Origin of the sequence: Streptomyces sp. NPDC001843 (assembly GCF_042891955.1) — a bacterium.
GTDB lineage: Bacteria > Actinomycetota > Actinomycetes > Streptomycetales > Streptomycetaceae > Streptomyces.
On sequence record NZ_JBIATQ010000010.1, the window covers coordinates 371,341 to 386,469 of the forward strand.

At 71.2% G+C, this 15,129-nt stretch carries 11 protein-coding genes; 8 read left to right on the forward strand and 3 right to left on the reverse strand.

Features of this window, described 5'->3' with window-relative positions; translation table 11 throughout:
* The first annotated feature begins 297 nt into the window (after positions 1-297).
* Positions 298-1,902, forward strand: a complete 1,605-nt coding sequence (gene cimA, locus ACFYZQ_RS26080) for a citramalate synthase (protein WP_389152196.1) — start codon at positions 298-300, stop codon at positions 1,900-1,902.
* A 13-nt stretch (positions 1,903-1,915) separates the two neighbouring features.
* On the forward strand, positions 1,916-2,341 hold the full coding sequence (locus ACFYZQ_RS26085; RefSeq protein WP_389152198.1) for a VOC family protein: 426 nt from the start codon (positions 1,916-1,918) through the stop codon (positions 2,339-2,341).
* Positions 2,342-2,374: 33 nt separating this feature from the next.
* Here ACFYZQ_RS26085 and ACFYZQ_RS26090 read toward each other — a convergent pair whose 3' ends face one another.
* Positions 2,375-3,001, reverse strand: coding sequence for a GPP34 family phosphoprotein (locus ACFYZQ_RS26090; protein ID WP_389152202.1), 627 nt, complete (start codon positions 2,999-3,001; stop codon positions 2,375-2,377).
* A 316-nt stretch (positions 3,002-3,317) separates the two neighbouring features.
* On the opposite strand from ACFYZQ_RS26090, the gene ACFYZQ_RS26095 reads away from it, so the two are divergent.
* Together ACFYZQ_RS26095 and ACFYZQ_RS26100 are read left to right on the forward strand one after the other, a co-directional pair.
* Positions 3,318-6,332, forward strand: coding sequence for a glycoside hydrolase family 3 N-terminal domain-containing protein (locus ACFYZQ_RS26095; RefSeq protein WP_389152205.1), 3,015 nt, complete (start codon positions 3,318-3,320; stop codon positions 6,330-6,332).
* A gap of 59 nt (positions 6,333-6,391) precedes the next feature.
* The gene (locus ACFYZQ_RS26100; RefSeq protein WP_389152208.1) at positions 6,392-7,801 is read left to right on the forward strand and encodes a hypothetical protein; all 1,410 of its coding nucleotides are present in this window, start codon (positions 6,392-6,394) and stop codon (positions 7,799-7,801) included.
* 19 nt (positions 7,802-7,820) lie between these two features.
* Here ACFYZQ_RS26100 and ACFYZQ_RS26105 read toward each other — a convergent pair whose 3' ends face one another.
* On the reverse strand, positions 7,821-8,243 hold the full coding sequence (locus ACFYZQ_RS26105; RefSeq protein ID WP_389152211.1) for a MarR family winged helix-turn-helix transcriptional regulator: 423 nt from the start codon (positions 8,241-8,243) through the stop codon (positions 7,821-7,823).
* A gap of 118 nt (positions 8,244-8,361) precedes the next feature.
* On the opposite strand from ACFYZQ_RS26105, the gene ACFYZQ_RS26110 reads away from it, so the two are divergent.
* Positions 8,362-9,483 (forward strand): FUSC family protein, encoded by a 1,122-nt coding sequence (locus ACFYZQ_RS26110; RefSeq protein ID WP_389152213.1) that lies wholly within the window; start codon positions 8,362-8,364, stop codon positions 9,481-9,483.
* Between the two features lie 378 nt (positions 9,484-9,861).
* On the opposite strand, the gene ACFYZQ_RS26115 is transcribed toward ACFYZQ_RS26110, so the two are convergent.
* Positions 9,862-10,476: a YceI family protein gene (locus tag ACFYZQ_RS26115; protein WP_389152216.1), complete on the reverse strand. Its 615-nt coding sequence runs from the start codon at positions 10,474-10,476 to the stop codon at positions 9,862-9,864.
* A gap of 166 nt (positions 10,477-10,642) precedes the next feature.
* Between ACFYZQ_RS26115 and ACFYZQ_RS26120 the strand changes: the two genes are divergently transcribed.
* The 3 genes from ACFYZQ_RS26120 (at position 10,643) to ACFYZQ_RS26130 (ending at position 14,999) form a co-directional block, all read left to right on the forward strand.
* Entirely contained in the window at positions 10,643-12,988 is a 2,346-nt protein-coding gene (locus ACFYZQ_RS26120; RefSeq protein WP_389152219.1) for a polysaccharide lyase 8 family protein, read from the forward strand.
* 154 nt (positions 12,989-13,142) lie between these two features.
* Complete coding sequence (locus tag ACFYZQ_RS26125; protein ID WP_389152222.1) at positions 13,143-14,750, forward strand: acyl-CoA carboxylase subunit beta; 1,608 nt, start codon at positions 13,143-13,145, stop codon at positions 14,748-14,750.
* A 57-nt stretch (positions 14,751-14,807) separates the two neighbouring features.
* Positions 14,808-14,999, forward strand: a complete 192-nt coding sequence (locus tag ACFYZQ_RS26130; protein WP_388796723.1) for an acyl-CoA carboxylase subunit epsilon — start codon at positions 14,808-14,810, stop codon at positions 14,997-14,999.
* The last annotated feature ends 130 nt before the right edge of the window (positions 15,000-15,129 follow it).

Sequence of the window (15,129 nt, forward strand, 5' to 3'; positions counted from 1 at the left end):
GACCGCATTCTGAGACGGTCGGTGAGCCGGGGGCAGGGCTGTGCCAGACTGCCCCCGTGCTCTCGTTCGCCATGATTATTGGCAGCAGGCGCGCCGGTCCGCAGTGACCACCACGTACGACCAGGTACGGGTGGCCATCGTCGTCCTCGACCCGCGCGCAGACCTCTCGCACCCGCGAGGGGTTTTTTCGTTTTCCGGTCCACCTTCAGCCGGGAACGGAGCGCGAGGGACTATGAGGGGACGGTGGAGCCGGTCATTGACGGTAAGACCGAGATTGAAAACAGGAGCCCTGAGACCATGACCGAAACCAGCCGGCTGGACGATACGTTCCACGTCTTCGACACCACCCTGCGCGACGGCGCCCAGCGCGAGGGCATCAACCTCACCGTCGCCGACAAGCTGGCCATCGCCCGGCACCTGGACGACTTCGGCGTGGGCTTCATCGAGGGCGGCTGGCCCGGCGCCAACCCGCGGGACACCGAGTTCTTCGCCCGCGCCCAGCAGGAGATCGACTTCCAGCACGCCCAGCTGGTCGCCTTCGGCGCCACCCGCCGCGCCGGCGCCAAGGCCGCGGACGATCCCCAGGTCAGGGCCCTGCTCGAGTCCGGCGCCCCGGTGATCACCCTGGTCGCCAAGTCCCACGACCGGCACGTGGAACTGGCGCTGCGCACCACCCTCGACGAGAACCTGGAGATGGTCCGCGACACGGTGTCCTTCCTGCGCGAGCAGGGCCGCCGGGTCTTCGTCGACTGCGAACACTTCTTCGACGGCTACCGTGCCAACCCCGAGTACGCCAAGTCGGTCGTCCGGGCCGCCTCCGAGGCGGGCGCGGACGTGGTCATCCTCTGCGACACCAACGGCGGCATGCTCCCCGCCCAGGTCCACGCGGTCGTCTCCACGGTCCTCGCCGACACCGGCGCCCGGCTCGGCATCCACGCCCAGGACGACACCGGCTGCGCCGTCGCCAACACCCTCGCCGCCGTCGACGCCGGCGCCACCCACGTCCAGTGCACCGCGAACGGCTACGGCGAGCGTGTCGGCAACGCCAACCTCTTCCCCGTGGTCGCAGCCCTGGAACTGAAGTACGGCAAGAAGGTCCTCCCCGACGGCCGGCTCCGCGAGATGACCCGCATCTCCCACGCCATCGCCGAGGTCGTCAACCTCACGCCCTCCACCCACCAGCCCTACGTCGGCGTCTCGGCCTTCGCCCACAAGGCAGGCCTGCACGCCTCCGCCATCAAGGTCGACCCCGACCTCTACCAGCACATCGACCCCGAGCTGGTCGGCAACACGATGCGAATGCTGGTCTCCGACATGGCGGGCCGCGCGTCGATCGAGCTCAAGGGCAAGGAACTCGGCATCGACCTGGGCGGCGACCGCGAACTGGTCGGCCGGGTGGTCGAGCGGGTCAAGGAGCGCGAGCTCAAGGGCTACACCTACGAGGCCGCCGACGCCAGCTTCGAACTGCTGCTGCGCGCCGAGGTCGAAGGCAGGCCCCTGAAGTACTTCGACGTGGAGTCCTGGCGCGCCATCGTCGAGGACCGCCCCGACGGCACCCACGCCAACGAGGCCACCGTCAAGCTCTGGGCCAAGAGCGAGCGCATCGTCGCCACGGCGGAGGGCAACGGCCCTGTCAACGCCCTGGACCGGGCTCTGCGCGTGGCCCTGGAGAAGATCTACCCCGAGCTGGCCGCCCTCGACCTGGTCGACTACAAGGTCCGCATCCTGGAGGGCAAGCACGGCACCCAGTCCACCACCCGGGTCCTGATCTCCACCTCCGACGGCAAGGGAGAGTGGTCCACGGTGGGCGTCGCGGAGAACGTGATCGCGGCGTCGTGGCAGGCCCTGGAGGACGCGTACACGTACGGCCTGCTGCGGGCGGGCGTGGCGCCCGCGCAGTGAGCACAGTGGGGGCATGACCCGACACGACAGCAACTTCCTGGCCCGGGCACGCGTGGCGACCCGACTGCCGGCCCGGGACCTGGACCGGGCCAGGCGCTTCTACCGCGAGCAGCTCGGCCTGGAACCCGTCGACGAGCGTCCCGGCGGCCTGCTGTACCGGTGCGCGGGGGCGGACTTCGTGGTGTTCCAGTCCACGGGCGCCTCGCCGGGCACGTTCACCCAGATGGGGTTCGAGGTCGACGACCTCGACGCGGCCGTGGCGGAGCTGAGGCGCCGCGGCGTGGTGTTCGAGGAGGTCGACGCACCGGGACTGCGCACCCGCGACGGGATCGCCGAGGTCGAGGGGAACTACCCGAGCAAGGGTGCGCGCGGTGAACGCGGTGCCTGGTTCCGGGACAGCGAGGGCAACCTGCTGGGCATCGGCCAACCGACGCCGTAGCCGGCGCGGCCGGGCCTGGGCACGGCGGGCCCGTCAGAACGCACGCCAGACGTTGTCGAACGCCGCGTCCTCGATACGGCGCCGCTGCCGCACGGCCTCCAGCTCCGTCAGCGCGCCGTTGACGGCCGCCAGGACGGTCACCACCGCGTCGTCGGAAAGGTCCTCCGGGGCCGCCTCCGCCGCACCCTCGGGAATCCCCAGCGCGCCCGCGAGACCGACGAGCACGGGCTCGCGGGCGGCCCAACGATCGGCCGCCTGCCGCCGGACCGTCGACTCCTCGGTGGTACCCCGATCGTCGGCGGTACCCCGCTCGCTGCGCCGGCCCGGTCGGCGGCGGCGGGATCCGGCGGCCCGTCCCGACGCGTCCAGGTCGTCGGCGTAGGCCGTGGCCAGGCCGCTTCCCCGGCGCCAGAGCCAGTCCTCGACCGACTCGTACGGCGCCTGACGGCTGAGGGCCGCCCCCGCCTCGTCCAGCAGCCGGTCGCCCGTGGCCGGCTGCAGACCGGGCACGATGCGGTCGTCCTCCAGGGTGACGCCCTCGGCGGCGATCAGATCCAGCAGTTCCGCCCCCGCGAGGGCGAGCGACAGGTCCCCCCGTTCGACGGGCCGGCTGGACGGGACGTCCAGCGTGACGATCAACAGGTCCCGCGCTGTGGTCATGTCGGGCTCCAGGTCTCGGGCGGGGTCGGGGACTGCGGGCCGGAGGTGTTGCCCGGGGTGAGCGGAGCGGCGGCCGCCGTCGTCTCCCTCCCACCATCGTCCGCCCTGAGCCCGGGGCCCGCCCACCGCGACCGGCTCACCGGCGGACGGCCCGGACGGCCCTGGCGGTCCGGGCGGCACGGGACGGCAGACCTTCGCATGGTGTCCGGCCCTTTCCGACTCGGCTGACGGAACGTCTTGACGGTTGCGAGGGACGTCAGTTGACTCACGGCGTGATCTGAGTGCCGAGTGAACCACGAGAGCCGAGGGAAGGTCCATGCCGAGAACCGCCCTGCTCGTCTCCGCCGCCCTGCTCACCGCCGTACTGTCACCGACCGCCTCCCACGCGGCCGACGACCCGCCCCCGACGCCCGTCGACCGTTTCGAGGGCGAGGTCCCCTTCGCCTCCCAGCCCGCCGAGGGCATCTTCACCTGGGGCGGCGACACCGACGACCCGCCCGCACTGTCACTCGCCGCCCGCCCGGACGCCCCGGAGGGCGAGAAGGTCCTCACCGGCAGCTACGACATCAGCGGCTACGGCGGCTTCACCCACGACTACGCCGCCACCGCACCCGCCCACGACTGGTCCGCCCACAAGGGCATCCGCTTCTGGTGGGACGGCCGGGACAACGGCAGGAAGATCGCCGTCGAGATCAAGGACGGCGGCGCGAACGGCGAGGCCTCCGAGCTCTGGACGACCTCCTTCACCGACGACTTCACCGGCTGGAAACAGGTCGAGATCCCGTTCAGCGACTTCATCTACCGAACCGACTACCAACCGGTCGGCGGCATCGACCACGTCCTCGGCCTCACCCAGATGTGGGGGTACGCCGTCACCCTCCCCGCGGGCGCCAAGGGCACCTTCGCCATGGACGACGTCGAGCTGTACGGCAAGGCCGACCAGTCGCTGCGCGCCTCCGTCACCACCGGCCCCGCCGTTCACCCCGTCAAGGAGGGCGGCACCGCCTCGGTCGAGGTCACCGTCGCCACCACCGGCTCGGCCCCGACCGACGAGCCCGTGACGGTCACCTACGAGACGGCGGCGACCGGCACCGCCACCCCGGGCAAGGACTACACCCCGGTCTCCGGCACCCTCACCTTCCCGGCCGGCACCGCCTCCGGCACCTCGCGCACCATCAAGGTCCCCACCCTCAGGGACCGCACGGCCGAGTCCGCCGAGACGATCCCCCTGAAGCTCACGGTCACCGGGGCCAAGGCGCCCACCGAGACCCCGCAGATCGTCATCGACGCCCACGGACTGCCGTACCTGGACAGCCGGTTGCCGGTGCGGAAACGGGTCGCCGACCTGCTCTCCCGGATGTCCCTGGCGGAGAAGGCCGGGCAGATGACCCAGGCCGAGCGCGGGGCCGTGGGCAGCGGGAGCGACATCGCGACGTACGACCTCGGCTCCCTGCTCTCCGGCGGCGGCTCGACGCCCACGCCCAACACCCCCGGGGCCTGGGCGAAGATGATCGACGACTTCCAGCTCCGGGCGCGGGCGACCCGCTTCCAGATCCCCCTGATCTACGGCGTCGACGCGGTCCACGGCCACAACAACCTGGTCGGCGCCACGATCATGCCGCACAACATCGGCATCGGCGCCACCCGCGACCCACGCCTCGCCCGGCGGACGGGCGCCGTGACGGCCGCCGAGGTACGGGCCACCGGCATCCCCTGGGACTTCGCCCCCTGCCTCTGTGTGAGCCGCGACGAACGCTGGGGCCGCTCCTACGAGTCCTTCGGCGAGGACCCGGCCCTCGTCCAGTCCATGGAGACGATCATCCAGGGCCTCCAGGGCCGGGCGAACGGCGGCGACCTGGGTCGGAACGACAAGGTCCTCGCCACCGCCAAGCACTTCGTCGGCGACGGCGGCACCGAGTACGGCTCCTCCACGACCGGGACGTACAAGATCGACCAAGGCGTCACCAAGGTCACCCGGCAGCAGTTGGAGGCCGTCCACCTGGCGCCCTTCCGGACGGCCGTCGACCGGGGCATCGGCACCGTCATGCCCTCGTACTCCTCCCTCGACATCGTCGGCGACGGCCGGGGAGCGGTGAAGATGCACGCCCGCGCCGACATGATCAACGGCGTGCTCAAGGACCGTATGGGCTTCGACGGCTTCGTCGTCAGCGACTGGAACGCCATCGACCAGCTCCCCGGCGACTACGCGTCCCACGTGCGCACCTCGGTCAACGCGGGCCTGGACATGATGATGGTCCCCTCCACCTACAAGGACTTCACCACCACCCTGACCGACGAGGTGAAGGCGGGCCGTATCAGCGAGGAACGGGTCGACGACGCGGTCTCCCGCATCCTCACCCAGAAGTTCCGGCTGGGCCTCTTCGAGCACCCCTACGCCGACACCACCGGCGCCGCGAAGATCGGCTCCCCGGCCCACCGGGCCGTCGCCCGGCAGGCCGCGGCCGAGTCACAGGTGCTGCTGAAGAACTCAGGCGGCCTGCTGCCGCTGCGGAAGAACCAGAAGGTGTACGTCGCCGGGTCCAACGCCGACGACATCGGCAACCAGACCGGTGGCTGGACGGTCACCTGGCAGGGCTCCTCCGGGAACATCACCCCCGGCACGACGATCCTGGACGGGATGCGCAGGGGCGGCGGGGACATCACGTACTCCAAGGACGCCTCCGCGCCCCTGACCGGCTACGACGTCGGTGTGGTCGTCGTCGGCGAGACCCCGTACGCCGAGGGCGTCGGCGACGTCGGCAACGGCCACGACCTCCGGTTGTCCGCCGCCGACCAGGCAGCCGTGGACAAGGTGTGCGCGGCGATGAAGTGCGCGGTGCTGATCGTCTCCGGACGCCCGCAGCTCGTCGGCGACCGCCTCGGGAAGATCGACGCCCTGGTCGCCTCCTGGCTGCCGGGCACGGAGGGCGACGGCGTGGCGGACGTGCTGTACGGCAGGCGGCCCTTCACCGGACAGCTCCCCGTCACCTGGCCCAGGTCCGAGGCCCAACTGCCGATCAACGTGGGCGACACCTCGTACGACCCGCAGTTCCCGTACGGCTGGGGCCTGACGACCCTGACCGGGGTGCCGAAGGGCGGCGCGTCGATGCTGCGGGCGCTGGCCGCCGCCGCGACGGTGGCCGAGAAGAAGGGCGCGGACGAGACCGGACGCCGGCTGGTCACGAAGGCACGCCTGATCGTCCAGCACAGGGTGGGGCAGAAGATCACCCCGGCGGTGGCGAAGCCCTTCGCCGACGCGGACCACCTGCTGACGACGGGTCGGTACGGGGCAGCGGTGCGTGAACTGCTGGAGGCGTACCGGGCCGTCTGAGATCGGCGGCCGGGCGACCGGACAGTACTGTTTTGGGGGGCTTCGGGTAGCTTCGAAGCATGAAGGGCGTACGGATCCGAAGCCTCCCGGTGCTGTTGGCGGCCCTGGTGCTCGCGGTGATGACCGCGCTCGCGCCGCAGGCCGCAGCGGCCACCAGGAGCGCGACGACCAGCATCTCGACGACCAGTGTCTCGACCATCGCCGAGGCCCTCCGCAAGGGCCCCGTGTACGTCGACCCGGCGGCCTCCGCCCAACTGCCGGCGGCGCAGGCCGACGCGCTCGCCCAACAGATCAAGCAGGCCGACAAACCGCTCTTCATCACGGTCCTCCCGGCCGGCTACCCCACCCGGAACCTCTTCACCGACCTGCGCACCGCCACCGGCGTCACCGGCCTGTACGCCATCCGCCTCGGCGACCGCTTCGACGCCCGCGCCGACTCCTCCGTCCTGCCCCGAACGGCCGTACGGAACCTGGCCACCAGCGTCCAGGGCGAGAGCGCCACGTCCCAGCTCACCGACTTCACCGACCGCGCCCTGGCCAACATGGGCGGCAAGGCACCCGCGTCGTGGGGCACCTCCTCCGGCGGCGGCACCGGCATCTCCACCGCCGGCCTGATCGCCACGGCCGCCGTCCTGGTGGTCTGCGGCGCGGGCGCGTACGGGCTGGTCCGCCGCAACCGCCGCCGCCACGCCGAGGAACAGCGGGCCGCCCTCGACCGCCTGCGGGTGGTCGTCGACGAGGACATCACCGCCTTCGGCGAGGAACTGGACCGCCTCGACTTCCACCCGGCGGAGGCGGGCGCCGACGACGCCATGCGCGCGGACTACGAGCGGGCCCTGAACGCCTACGAGAACGCCAAGCAGTACATGGAGGACGCCCGCAAACCCGAGGACGTCCGCGCCGTCACCCAGGCCCTCGAGGACGGCCGCTTCTCCCTGACCCAGCTCGCCGCCCGGCGTGAGGGCCGCCCCCTGCCGGCCCGCCGCCCGCCCTGCTTCTTCGACCCGCGCCACGGCCCCTCGGTCACCGACGCCGTCTGGACACCTCCCGGCGGCGCCGCCCGCGAGGTCCCGGTCTGCGCGGCCGACGCCACCCGCCTCGCCGACGGCCGCGACCCGGTCGTCCGCGAGGTCGACACCGACTACGGCCGCCGCCCCTACTGGGATGCGGGCCCCGCCTACGGCCCCTGGGCCGGCGGCTACTTCGGCGGCGGCGTCCTGCCGGGCCTGCTCGTCGGCACTCTGCTGGGCAGCGCCATGGCAGGCCCCGCGTACGCGGCCGACTACGGCGCCGGATACGGCGACTTCGGGGGCGGCGACTTCGGCGGCGGCTACCAGGGCGGGGACGTGTCGGGCGCGGACTTCGACTCCGGGGACTTCGGTGACTTCGGGGGCGGGTTCGGGGACGGCGGGGGTGGGGGAGGCGACTTCGGCGGGGGCGGCGGAGGTGACTTCGGCGGGGGCTTCTGACGGAGACGGGAGCGTTTGCCTACGGCGCTTCTGCCAGCCGCTCCATCAGCGCACCCGCCAGCGCCAGCACCCCTCGCTCCGTCTCGCTGAGCGACGCGAACGCCCCGGCCAGCCAGGCGTCACGCTCGGCCATGTCCCGCTTCAGCGCCCGCCGCCCCTGCTCCGTGAGGGACAGCACGGACTGACGGCGATCGGCGGTGCTCGCCTCCCGCACGATCAGCCCGTCCCCCTCCAGCTCGGCGAAGACCCGGGTCAGCGACTGCGGCCGCTGCCGCTCCGCCGCGGCGATCTCCCCGGGCGTGGACGGTCCGTTCCGGTGCAGATGGCCGAGCACGGTGAGCTGGTTGGGGCTGAGACTGCCCTCGCCGCGTTCGTGCCGGAGGCGGCGGTTGAGGCGGATGATGCCGGCGCGGAGGTGGGCGGCTTCGGAGAGGTGTTCCACGTGTAGATACTACGCCGAGATGTTACGCATGCGCGTACTACTAGCAGGGTAAAAAGGCGGATACTCTCAGAGCGTGACCTGCAAACTATTACGCAATGCGTACGAAGCGGCTCTGTCGATGACAGCCGTGCTCATCTCCTGGGCCACCGCCCTGTGGCTGGAGAGCGAGGCCGGACTGCACACCGATGTACTCGTCCTCGCGGTCGCCCTGACCCTCACCCTGTACTCCACCCAGCGCACCGCGGACACGCGCCGCAGGCTCACGGCGCTGCTCCTGATCCCCGTGACGGCGGGCGCGACCGAGCTGCTCGGCCGGCTCATCGCCATGCACTACGCCGCCGGGGCGGCCCTCTACACGGTCGGCATCTCCCTGGCCATCTGGATCCGCCGCTACGGCCCCACCGCCGCCAAGGCGGGCACCCTTATGACCCTGCCCTTGGTCGCCCTCCTGGTCGTCCCGGGCCCGGCGCTGCCGCCCGAGGCGCAGGGGGTGCTGGTGAACTGGGCGTGGTCGGCGCTGATCGGGGTGCTGGCGTGCGCGTGCGTCTGGCTGGTGCAGGGGACGGCGGACCGCTACGGCCCCTGGCCCGCCGGCGCCGAAGAGGCCGCGCCCCGCCGTGCCTCCCGCCTCCACCCCCGCCCCAGTACCCGCATGGCCGTACAGATGGCGGCCGCCGTCGCCGCCGCCTTCGCCCTGGGCCGGCTCCTCTTCGACCACCACTGGCCATGGCTCGTGCTCACGGCGTACGTCGCCGCGAGCGGCAATCGGGGGCGAACGGACGTCCTGCGCAAGGGAGTCGAGCGCTTCGTGGGCGCCTCCGTGGGCACGCTGCTGGCGACGGGCGTGGCGGAGGCAGGCGTGACGGGGCGGGCCGCGGTCGCGCTGATGTTCGGCGTACTGGCGGTGGCCTTGTGGCTGCGCCCGCTCAACTACGCGTACTGGGCCGCCGGCATGACCACCGCCCTGTCCCTCCTCCTCGGCTACTTCGGCCAGGACGCGATGAGCTTGCTGCCCACCCGGCTGTCGGCCATCGCCGTGGGCGCGGCCCTGTCGATCGCGTCGGCCTGGTGGCTGCTGCCTGTGCCGAAGCGGCGGGTGATCACCGCCAATACCGAGCCGCATACCGCTCCCCGGACGCGTGCCACCGCGCCGGCGGAGACACCCCGTTCGCCGCGGAGGTCGGCTGATCCGGATGCAGCCCGAGCCGCCGCAGGGCCCGAGCGTCGACCGAGAGGCTGACCCGGCCGTACGGGTCCCCGTCGCTCATCCGCCTGCAGAAGAGGTCGCACCGGAGCTCTTCCGCCGCGAACGGCATCCAGTCGATGCCGCGTTCTCGCAGTCAAGCCCAGAGGGCGTGGATGGGGTTCGGCTGCCCCGGCGCCTTGCTGCACGAGAGGACGAAGACCCAGTCGGTCTCTTCAGGAGGGGATGCCGTCAAGGAACTCACTCCAGGTGGAGGGGGAGAGGGCGAGGGCGGGACCGGTGTGAGAAGAGGGCGGCCCCACGGTCACTGCCAACCCCGCCCAGCGTCCCTCACCCGGCCTCCGGGACCGGTGTCCCGTCCGTCACGGAAAGAGGCCGAGGCGGCGGTCGTGAAGCCGGCGGGCGGGCTCGGGGTTACGCGCTCCTGATCGCCGAGATGTCGAAGTTCAGCTTGATCTTGTCGGAGACGAGGACGCCGCCGGTCTCCAGCGCCGCGTTCCAGGTCAGGCCCCACTCGGAGCGCAGGATCTCGGCCTTGCCCTCGAAGCCGACGCGCTCGTTGCCGAAGGGGTCCTTCGCTGCGCCGTTGAACTCGAGGTCGATGGTGAGCGGCTTGGTGACGCCGAGGACGGAGAGGTCGCCGGTGATGCGGTAGTCGTCGCCGCCGAGGGACTCCGCCTTGGTGGAGCGGAAGGTCATGGTCGGAAACTCGTCGGTCTTGAAGAAGTCCGACGACTTCAGGTGACCGTCACGGTCGGCGTTGCCGGTGTTGATGCTGTCCATCTTGACGTCGATCACGGCACTGGAGTTCGCCGGGTTCCCGCCGTCCAGGTGCAGCGTGCCGGTGAAGTCCAGGAAGCTGCCCTTGACGTTGGTGACCATGGCGTGCCGGGCCACGAAGCCGATCGTGGAGTGGGCCGGGTCGATGGCGTAGTCGCCGGTCAGCGCGGACAGGTCGGCGGCGGCCGGCGCCGACGCGGCGGCGGTCTCGGGGGTCTCGTCGGTGTTCTTGCGGCCGAAGATGCTCATGGCGGGCTCCTTGGGGGGACGGGTCGCCGGTGATCCCAGTGATGCGCCGGTGATGTTGAATGTTCAATGAGTTCAACAAGGACGACCGTAGACCTATTCCTTTTCCGTTTCAACGTCATCGCCGTGCGTGTTGCGCCTGCCGCCCCATGCGGTTAACGGGAGAGGTATGGCCTCCACGCGATCCTCACGCCGAGCCTTTCTGGCCGCCCTCGCCCTTGCCGCCGCGCCGGGTCCGGCCAACGCTGCCGGGCCCGCCCCGGCCCCCGACCCGTACGACACCCTGCGCCACCGCTGGCTCCGCGTCGCCCTAGGGGACGGGTACGACCCCACCGCCCAGCCCTACGCCGACCGTCTCGCCCGTACCGGTGAACTCGCCCGCGCCTTACGCACCGCCATGGCCCCGACACCCACCTCTCTGTGGTCCGGGTACCCCTTCGACCCGCCCGCCGGCATCACCCAGAGCTACAGCCGCCTGTGGACGATGACCCAGGCGTACGCGCAGGACGGGACCGGCTCCACCGGCGACGCCGGGCTCCTCGCGGACGTGCTGCGCGGGCTCGACCATCTCTCCGCCACCGTCTACAACCCCGCCACCACCCGCTACGGCAACTGGTGGGAGTGGCAGATCGGCAGCCCCCGCCTCCTCATGGACATCACGGCCGCCCTGTACGACCACCTCGGCGCCGCCCGGATCGCAGCCGCCTGCGCCGCCGTCGACCACTTCGTCCCCGACGAGATGCTCACCGACTACTCCGGCACCTCGACCGGCGCCAACCGCGTCGACCTGTGCCGCAGCGTCGCCCTGCGCGGCGTGCTCGGCCGGGCCGCCGGCCGGATCGCGCTCGCCAGGGACGCCCTCTCGCCGGTCTTCCCTTACGTCACCCGGGGCGACGGGCTGTACGCCGACGGTTCCTTCGTCCAGCACACCTGGGTCGCCTACTCGGGTACGTACGGGCAGGTCCTGCTCGACGGGCTCGGGCGGCTGTTCGCGCTGCTCGCGGGGTCGGAGTGGGAGGTCACCGATCCGGCTCGGCAGAACATCCTCGACAGTGTCGAGCATGCCTACTCGCCGCTCATCCATGACGGTTTGGTGATGGACTGCGTCAACGGGCGTGCCATCAGCCGGGGATATCTGCTCAGCGACGACCAGCACGTCATGCGCAGCGACCACTTCCACGGGCAGCAGCTCATCGCCGCCATGGCGCTGTTGGCGACCGCCGTCGGCGAGGGGGAGCGGGCGCGGTGGTACGGGCGCATCAAAGGGTGGATCGAACGGGACACCGTGACGCCGTTGTTGGCGGCGCCTCAGTTCGAAGTAGCCGATCTCGCGCGGCTGCACGCCGTCGTCGACTCGCCGGTGGCCGCCGTGACCGAGTCCGTCGGTCACCGTCTCTTCGCCGCCATGGACCGCGCCGTGCACCGCCGCCCCGGCTTCGTCGCGTGCCTGTCCATGGCGAGCGACCGCATCGCCGCGTACGAGTGCGGAAACGGCGAGAACCCGCGCGGCTGGCACACGGGCGCCGGGATGCTCCAGTGGTGGGCCACCGGGCCGGGTGTCCGCTCCGATCGGTCCGATCAGTACACCGACTGGTTCTGGCCCACGGTGGACTGGTACCGACTGCCCGGCACCACCGTCTCGACCAAGCGCCTCGCCGACCGGGCCGGCGGCGAATGGGGCGCCCCCAAGCCGGACGTGCGCTGGGTCGGCGGCACGACGGACGGCGAGTTCGCGGCGGTCGGCCAGCATGTGAAGGGTCTTGACTCCACGCTGGAGGGCCGTAAGTCCTGGTTCTTCGCCGCGGACGCCGTGGTCTGTCTCGGGGCCGGGATCACCTGCGCCGACGGTGTTCCGGTCGAGACGGTCGTGGACAACCGGAACCTGGGGGAGGGCGGCACGCAGGCCTTCGCGCGCGGACCGGGATGGGCGCACCTCGAAGGGCATGGCGGCTGGATCCTGCCGTACGGCGACGCCCGCCTGCGCGTCCTCCGCGAGGACCGCACCGGCGCCTGGTCCGACATCAACACCACCAGTACGGCGGAGCGGCGCACCCGGCGGTGGCAGACCCTCTGGCTGGACCACGGCACCGACCCGGTGGACGCCGCGTACGTGTACGTCCTCCTCCCCGGCGCCGGTGCCCGTCGGGTCGCCGTCCGGGCCGCCGATCGCCACTGGCTGAAGGTGCTCGCCAACGACGCACGCCGGCAGGCGGTCGCCGTGCCCTCGCTCGGACTCACCGCCGCCGTCTTCTGGCGGGCAGCGACGGCGGGGCCGCTGACCGCCTCCGCCGGGGCCGCCGTGCTGCTCCGGACCCGGGGGCGGACGGCTAGGCTCTGTGTCAGCGAGCCGCCGCGCACCGGTGAGCCGGTGGAGATCGTCTGGGAACACCCGGTGCGCTCGGTGCTGCGGGCGGACGACTCGGTGGAGGTCCTGTCGGCGGACCGCCGTCTGAGGGTCCTTGTCACTCCGGGGATGGCATGTGCCACGCACGAATGTGAGGTGGCCCTGCGGTGACATCTTTGTGGTGTACCTACAACGCCAGCGGCCCCTGAGCAGTCAGAAGGGCTGCATCCCGTGGTGGTTCTGTTCAGTGGTACCAGTAAAACGGGTCGGAGACTGTACGGAGTCGACGGCCCGTTTTCCTTGGCGTCCTTCGTATGGTCGCTACATGACCGTTTTGGAAGAGACGACGGGTGAGCCGACGGACGTGCCGAGCACCGAGCCGACGGACGCGCGCGGGCGGGTCGCCGAGCTGCACGAGATCCGTGCGCAGGCGGTGGCGGGCCCGAGCGAGAAGGCGACCCAGGCGCAGCACGCGAAGGGCAAGCTGACGGCCCGGGAGCGGATCGAGCTGCTGCTGGACCCGGGGTCCTTCCAGGAGGTCGAGCAGTTGCGCCGGCACCGGGCGAGCGGGTTCGGGCTGGAGGCGAAGAAGCCGTACACGGACGGTGTGATCACCGGCTGGGGCACGGTCGAGGGGCGGACCGTGTTCGTGTACGCCCACGACTTCCGGATCTTCGGTGGTGCGCTGGGTGAGGCCCACGCGACGAAGATCCACAAGATCATGGACATGGCCATCGCGGCCGGGGCGCCGCTGGTGTCGCTCAACGACGGTGCCGGTGCCCGTATCCAGGAGGGTGTCTCGGCGCTGGCCGGGTACGGCGGGATCTTCCAGCGCAACACCAAGGCCTCCGGGGTCATCCCGCAGATCTCCGTGATGCTCGGTCCGTGCGCCGGCGGTGCGGCCTACAGCCCGGCGCTGACGGACTTCGTGTTCATGGTCCGGGACACCTCGCAGATGTTCATCACCGGCCCTGACGTCGTCAAGGCCGTCACGGGCGAGGAGATCACCCAGAACGGGCTCGGCGGCGCGGACGTGCACGCCGAGACCTCCGGCGTGTGCCACTTCGCCTACGACGACGAGGAGACCTGCATCGCCGAGGTGCGCTACCTCCTCTCCCTGCTTCCGCAGAACAACCGCGAGAACCCGCCCCGGGTGGACTCCACGGACCCGGTGGACCGTCGTTCGGACGTCCTGCTCGACCTGGTGCCCGCGGACGGCAACCGGCCGTACGACATGGTCAAGGTCATCGAGGAGATCGTCGACGACGGCGACTATCTCGAGGTCCATGAGCGCTGGGCCCGGAACATCATCTGTGCGCTGGCCCGCCTCGACGGCCAGGTGGTCGGCATCATCGCCAACCAGCCGCAGGTCCTCGCGGGCGTCCTGGACATCGAGGCGAGCGAAAAAGCTGCGCGCTTTGTCCAGATGTGTGACGCTTTTAATATCCCGATTGTCACTTTCCTGGACGTCCCCGGGTTCCTTCCGGGTGTCGACCAGGAGCACGGCGGGATCATCCGGCACGGCGCGAAGCTGCTGTACGCCTACTGCAACGCGACCGTGCCGAGGATCTCCCTGATCCTGCGCAAGGCGTACGGAGGTGCGTACATCGTCATGGACAGCCAGTCCATCGGCGCCGACCTCACCTATGCCTGGCCGACGAACGAGATCGCCGTGATGGGCGCCGAAGGCGCGGCCAACGTGATCTTCCGGCGCCAGATCGCGGGCGCCGAGGACCCCGAGGCCATGCGGCAGAAGATGGTCAAGGAGTACAAGGCGGAGCTGATGCACCCGTACTACGCGGCCGAGCGCGGCCTGGTCGACGACGTCATCGACCCCGCCGAGACCCGCGAGGTGCTCGTGAAGTCCCTGGCGATGCTGCACACCAAGCACGCCGACCTCCCGTCCCGCAAGCACGGCAACCCCCCGCAGTAACCCGGCGGAACCTCCGCGGTACCCCCGCGGAAACCTCTCTCACGGAGACTGACACCCATGGACCACACTGAGATCCGCGTCGAGAAGGGCCACGCCGAGCCCGAGGAAGTCGCGGCCATCACGGCCGTCCTCCTGGCCCGTGCGGCGGCCGCCCCCTCCGCCCCGGAGCACCGCGCCGCCCGCCCGAAGGCCGGCTGGCGCCGTCTGGAGCGCGAGCCCGGCTTCCGCGCCCCGCACAGCTGGCACTGAGCTTCTGTGTCTGACCGCGGCCCCGCCCTCCTCCGGGATGCTGTTGGTTAATCCGGGGCCGTGCGTGACGTCGGTCTTCAAGACCTGGTTGTGGTCTTGAAGACCGACGTTGTCGTATGGGGTGGGTGCG

What these genes read in the sequence shown, in the direction of transcription:
- ACFYZQ_RS26130 (WP_388796723.1), top strand. Translation starts at nt 14,808, where the DNA reads ATGGACCACACTGAGATCCGCGTCGAGAAGGGCCACGCCGAGCCCGAG.
- ACFYZQ_RS26125 (WP_389152222.1), top strand. Translation starts at nt 13,143, where the DNA reads ATGACCGTTTTGGAAGAGACGACGGGTGAGCCGACGGACGTGCCGAGC.
- ACFYZQ_RS26085 (WP_389152198.1), top strand. Translation starts at nt 1,916, where the DNA reads ATGACCCGACACGACAGCAACTTCCTGGCCCGGGCACGCGTGGCGACC.
- ACFYZQ_RS26115 (WP_389152216.1), bottom strand. Translation starts at nt 10,476, where the DNA reads ATGAGCATCTTCGGCCGCAAGAACACCGACGAGACCCCCGAGACCGCC.
- ACFYZQ_RS26120 (WP_389152219.1), top strand. Translation starts at nt 10,643, where the DNA reads ATGGCCTCCACGCGATCCTCACGCCGAGCCTTTCTGGCCGCCCTCGCC.
- ACFYZQ_RS26090 (WP_389152202.1), bottom strand. Translation starts at nt 3,001, where the DNA reads ATGACCACAGCGCGGGACCTGTTGATCGTCACGCTGGACGTCCCGTCC.
- ACFYZQ_RS26095 (WP_389152205.1), top strand. Translation starts at nt 3,318, where the DNA reads ATGCCGAGAACCGCCCTGCTCGTCTCCGCCGCCCTGCTCACCGCCGTA.
- cimA (WP_389152196.1), top strand. Translation starts at nt 298, where the DNA reads ATGACCGAAACCAGCCGGCTGGACGATACGTTCCACGTCTTCGACACC.
- ACFYZQ_RS26100 (WP_389152208.1), top strand. Translation starts at nt 6,392, where the DNA reads ATGAAGGGCGTACGGATCCGAAGCCTCCCGGTGCTGTTGGCGGCCCTG.
- ACFYZQ_RS26110 (WP_389152213.1), top strand. Translation starts at nt 8,362, where the DNA reads ATGACAGCCGTGCTCATCTCCTGGGCCACCGCCCTGTGGCTGGAGAGC.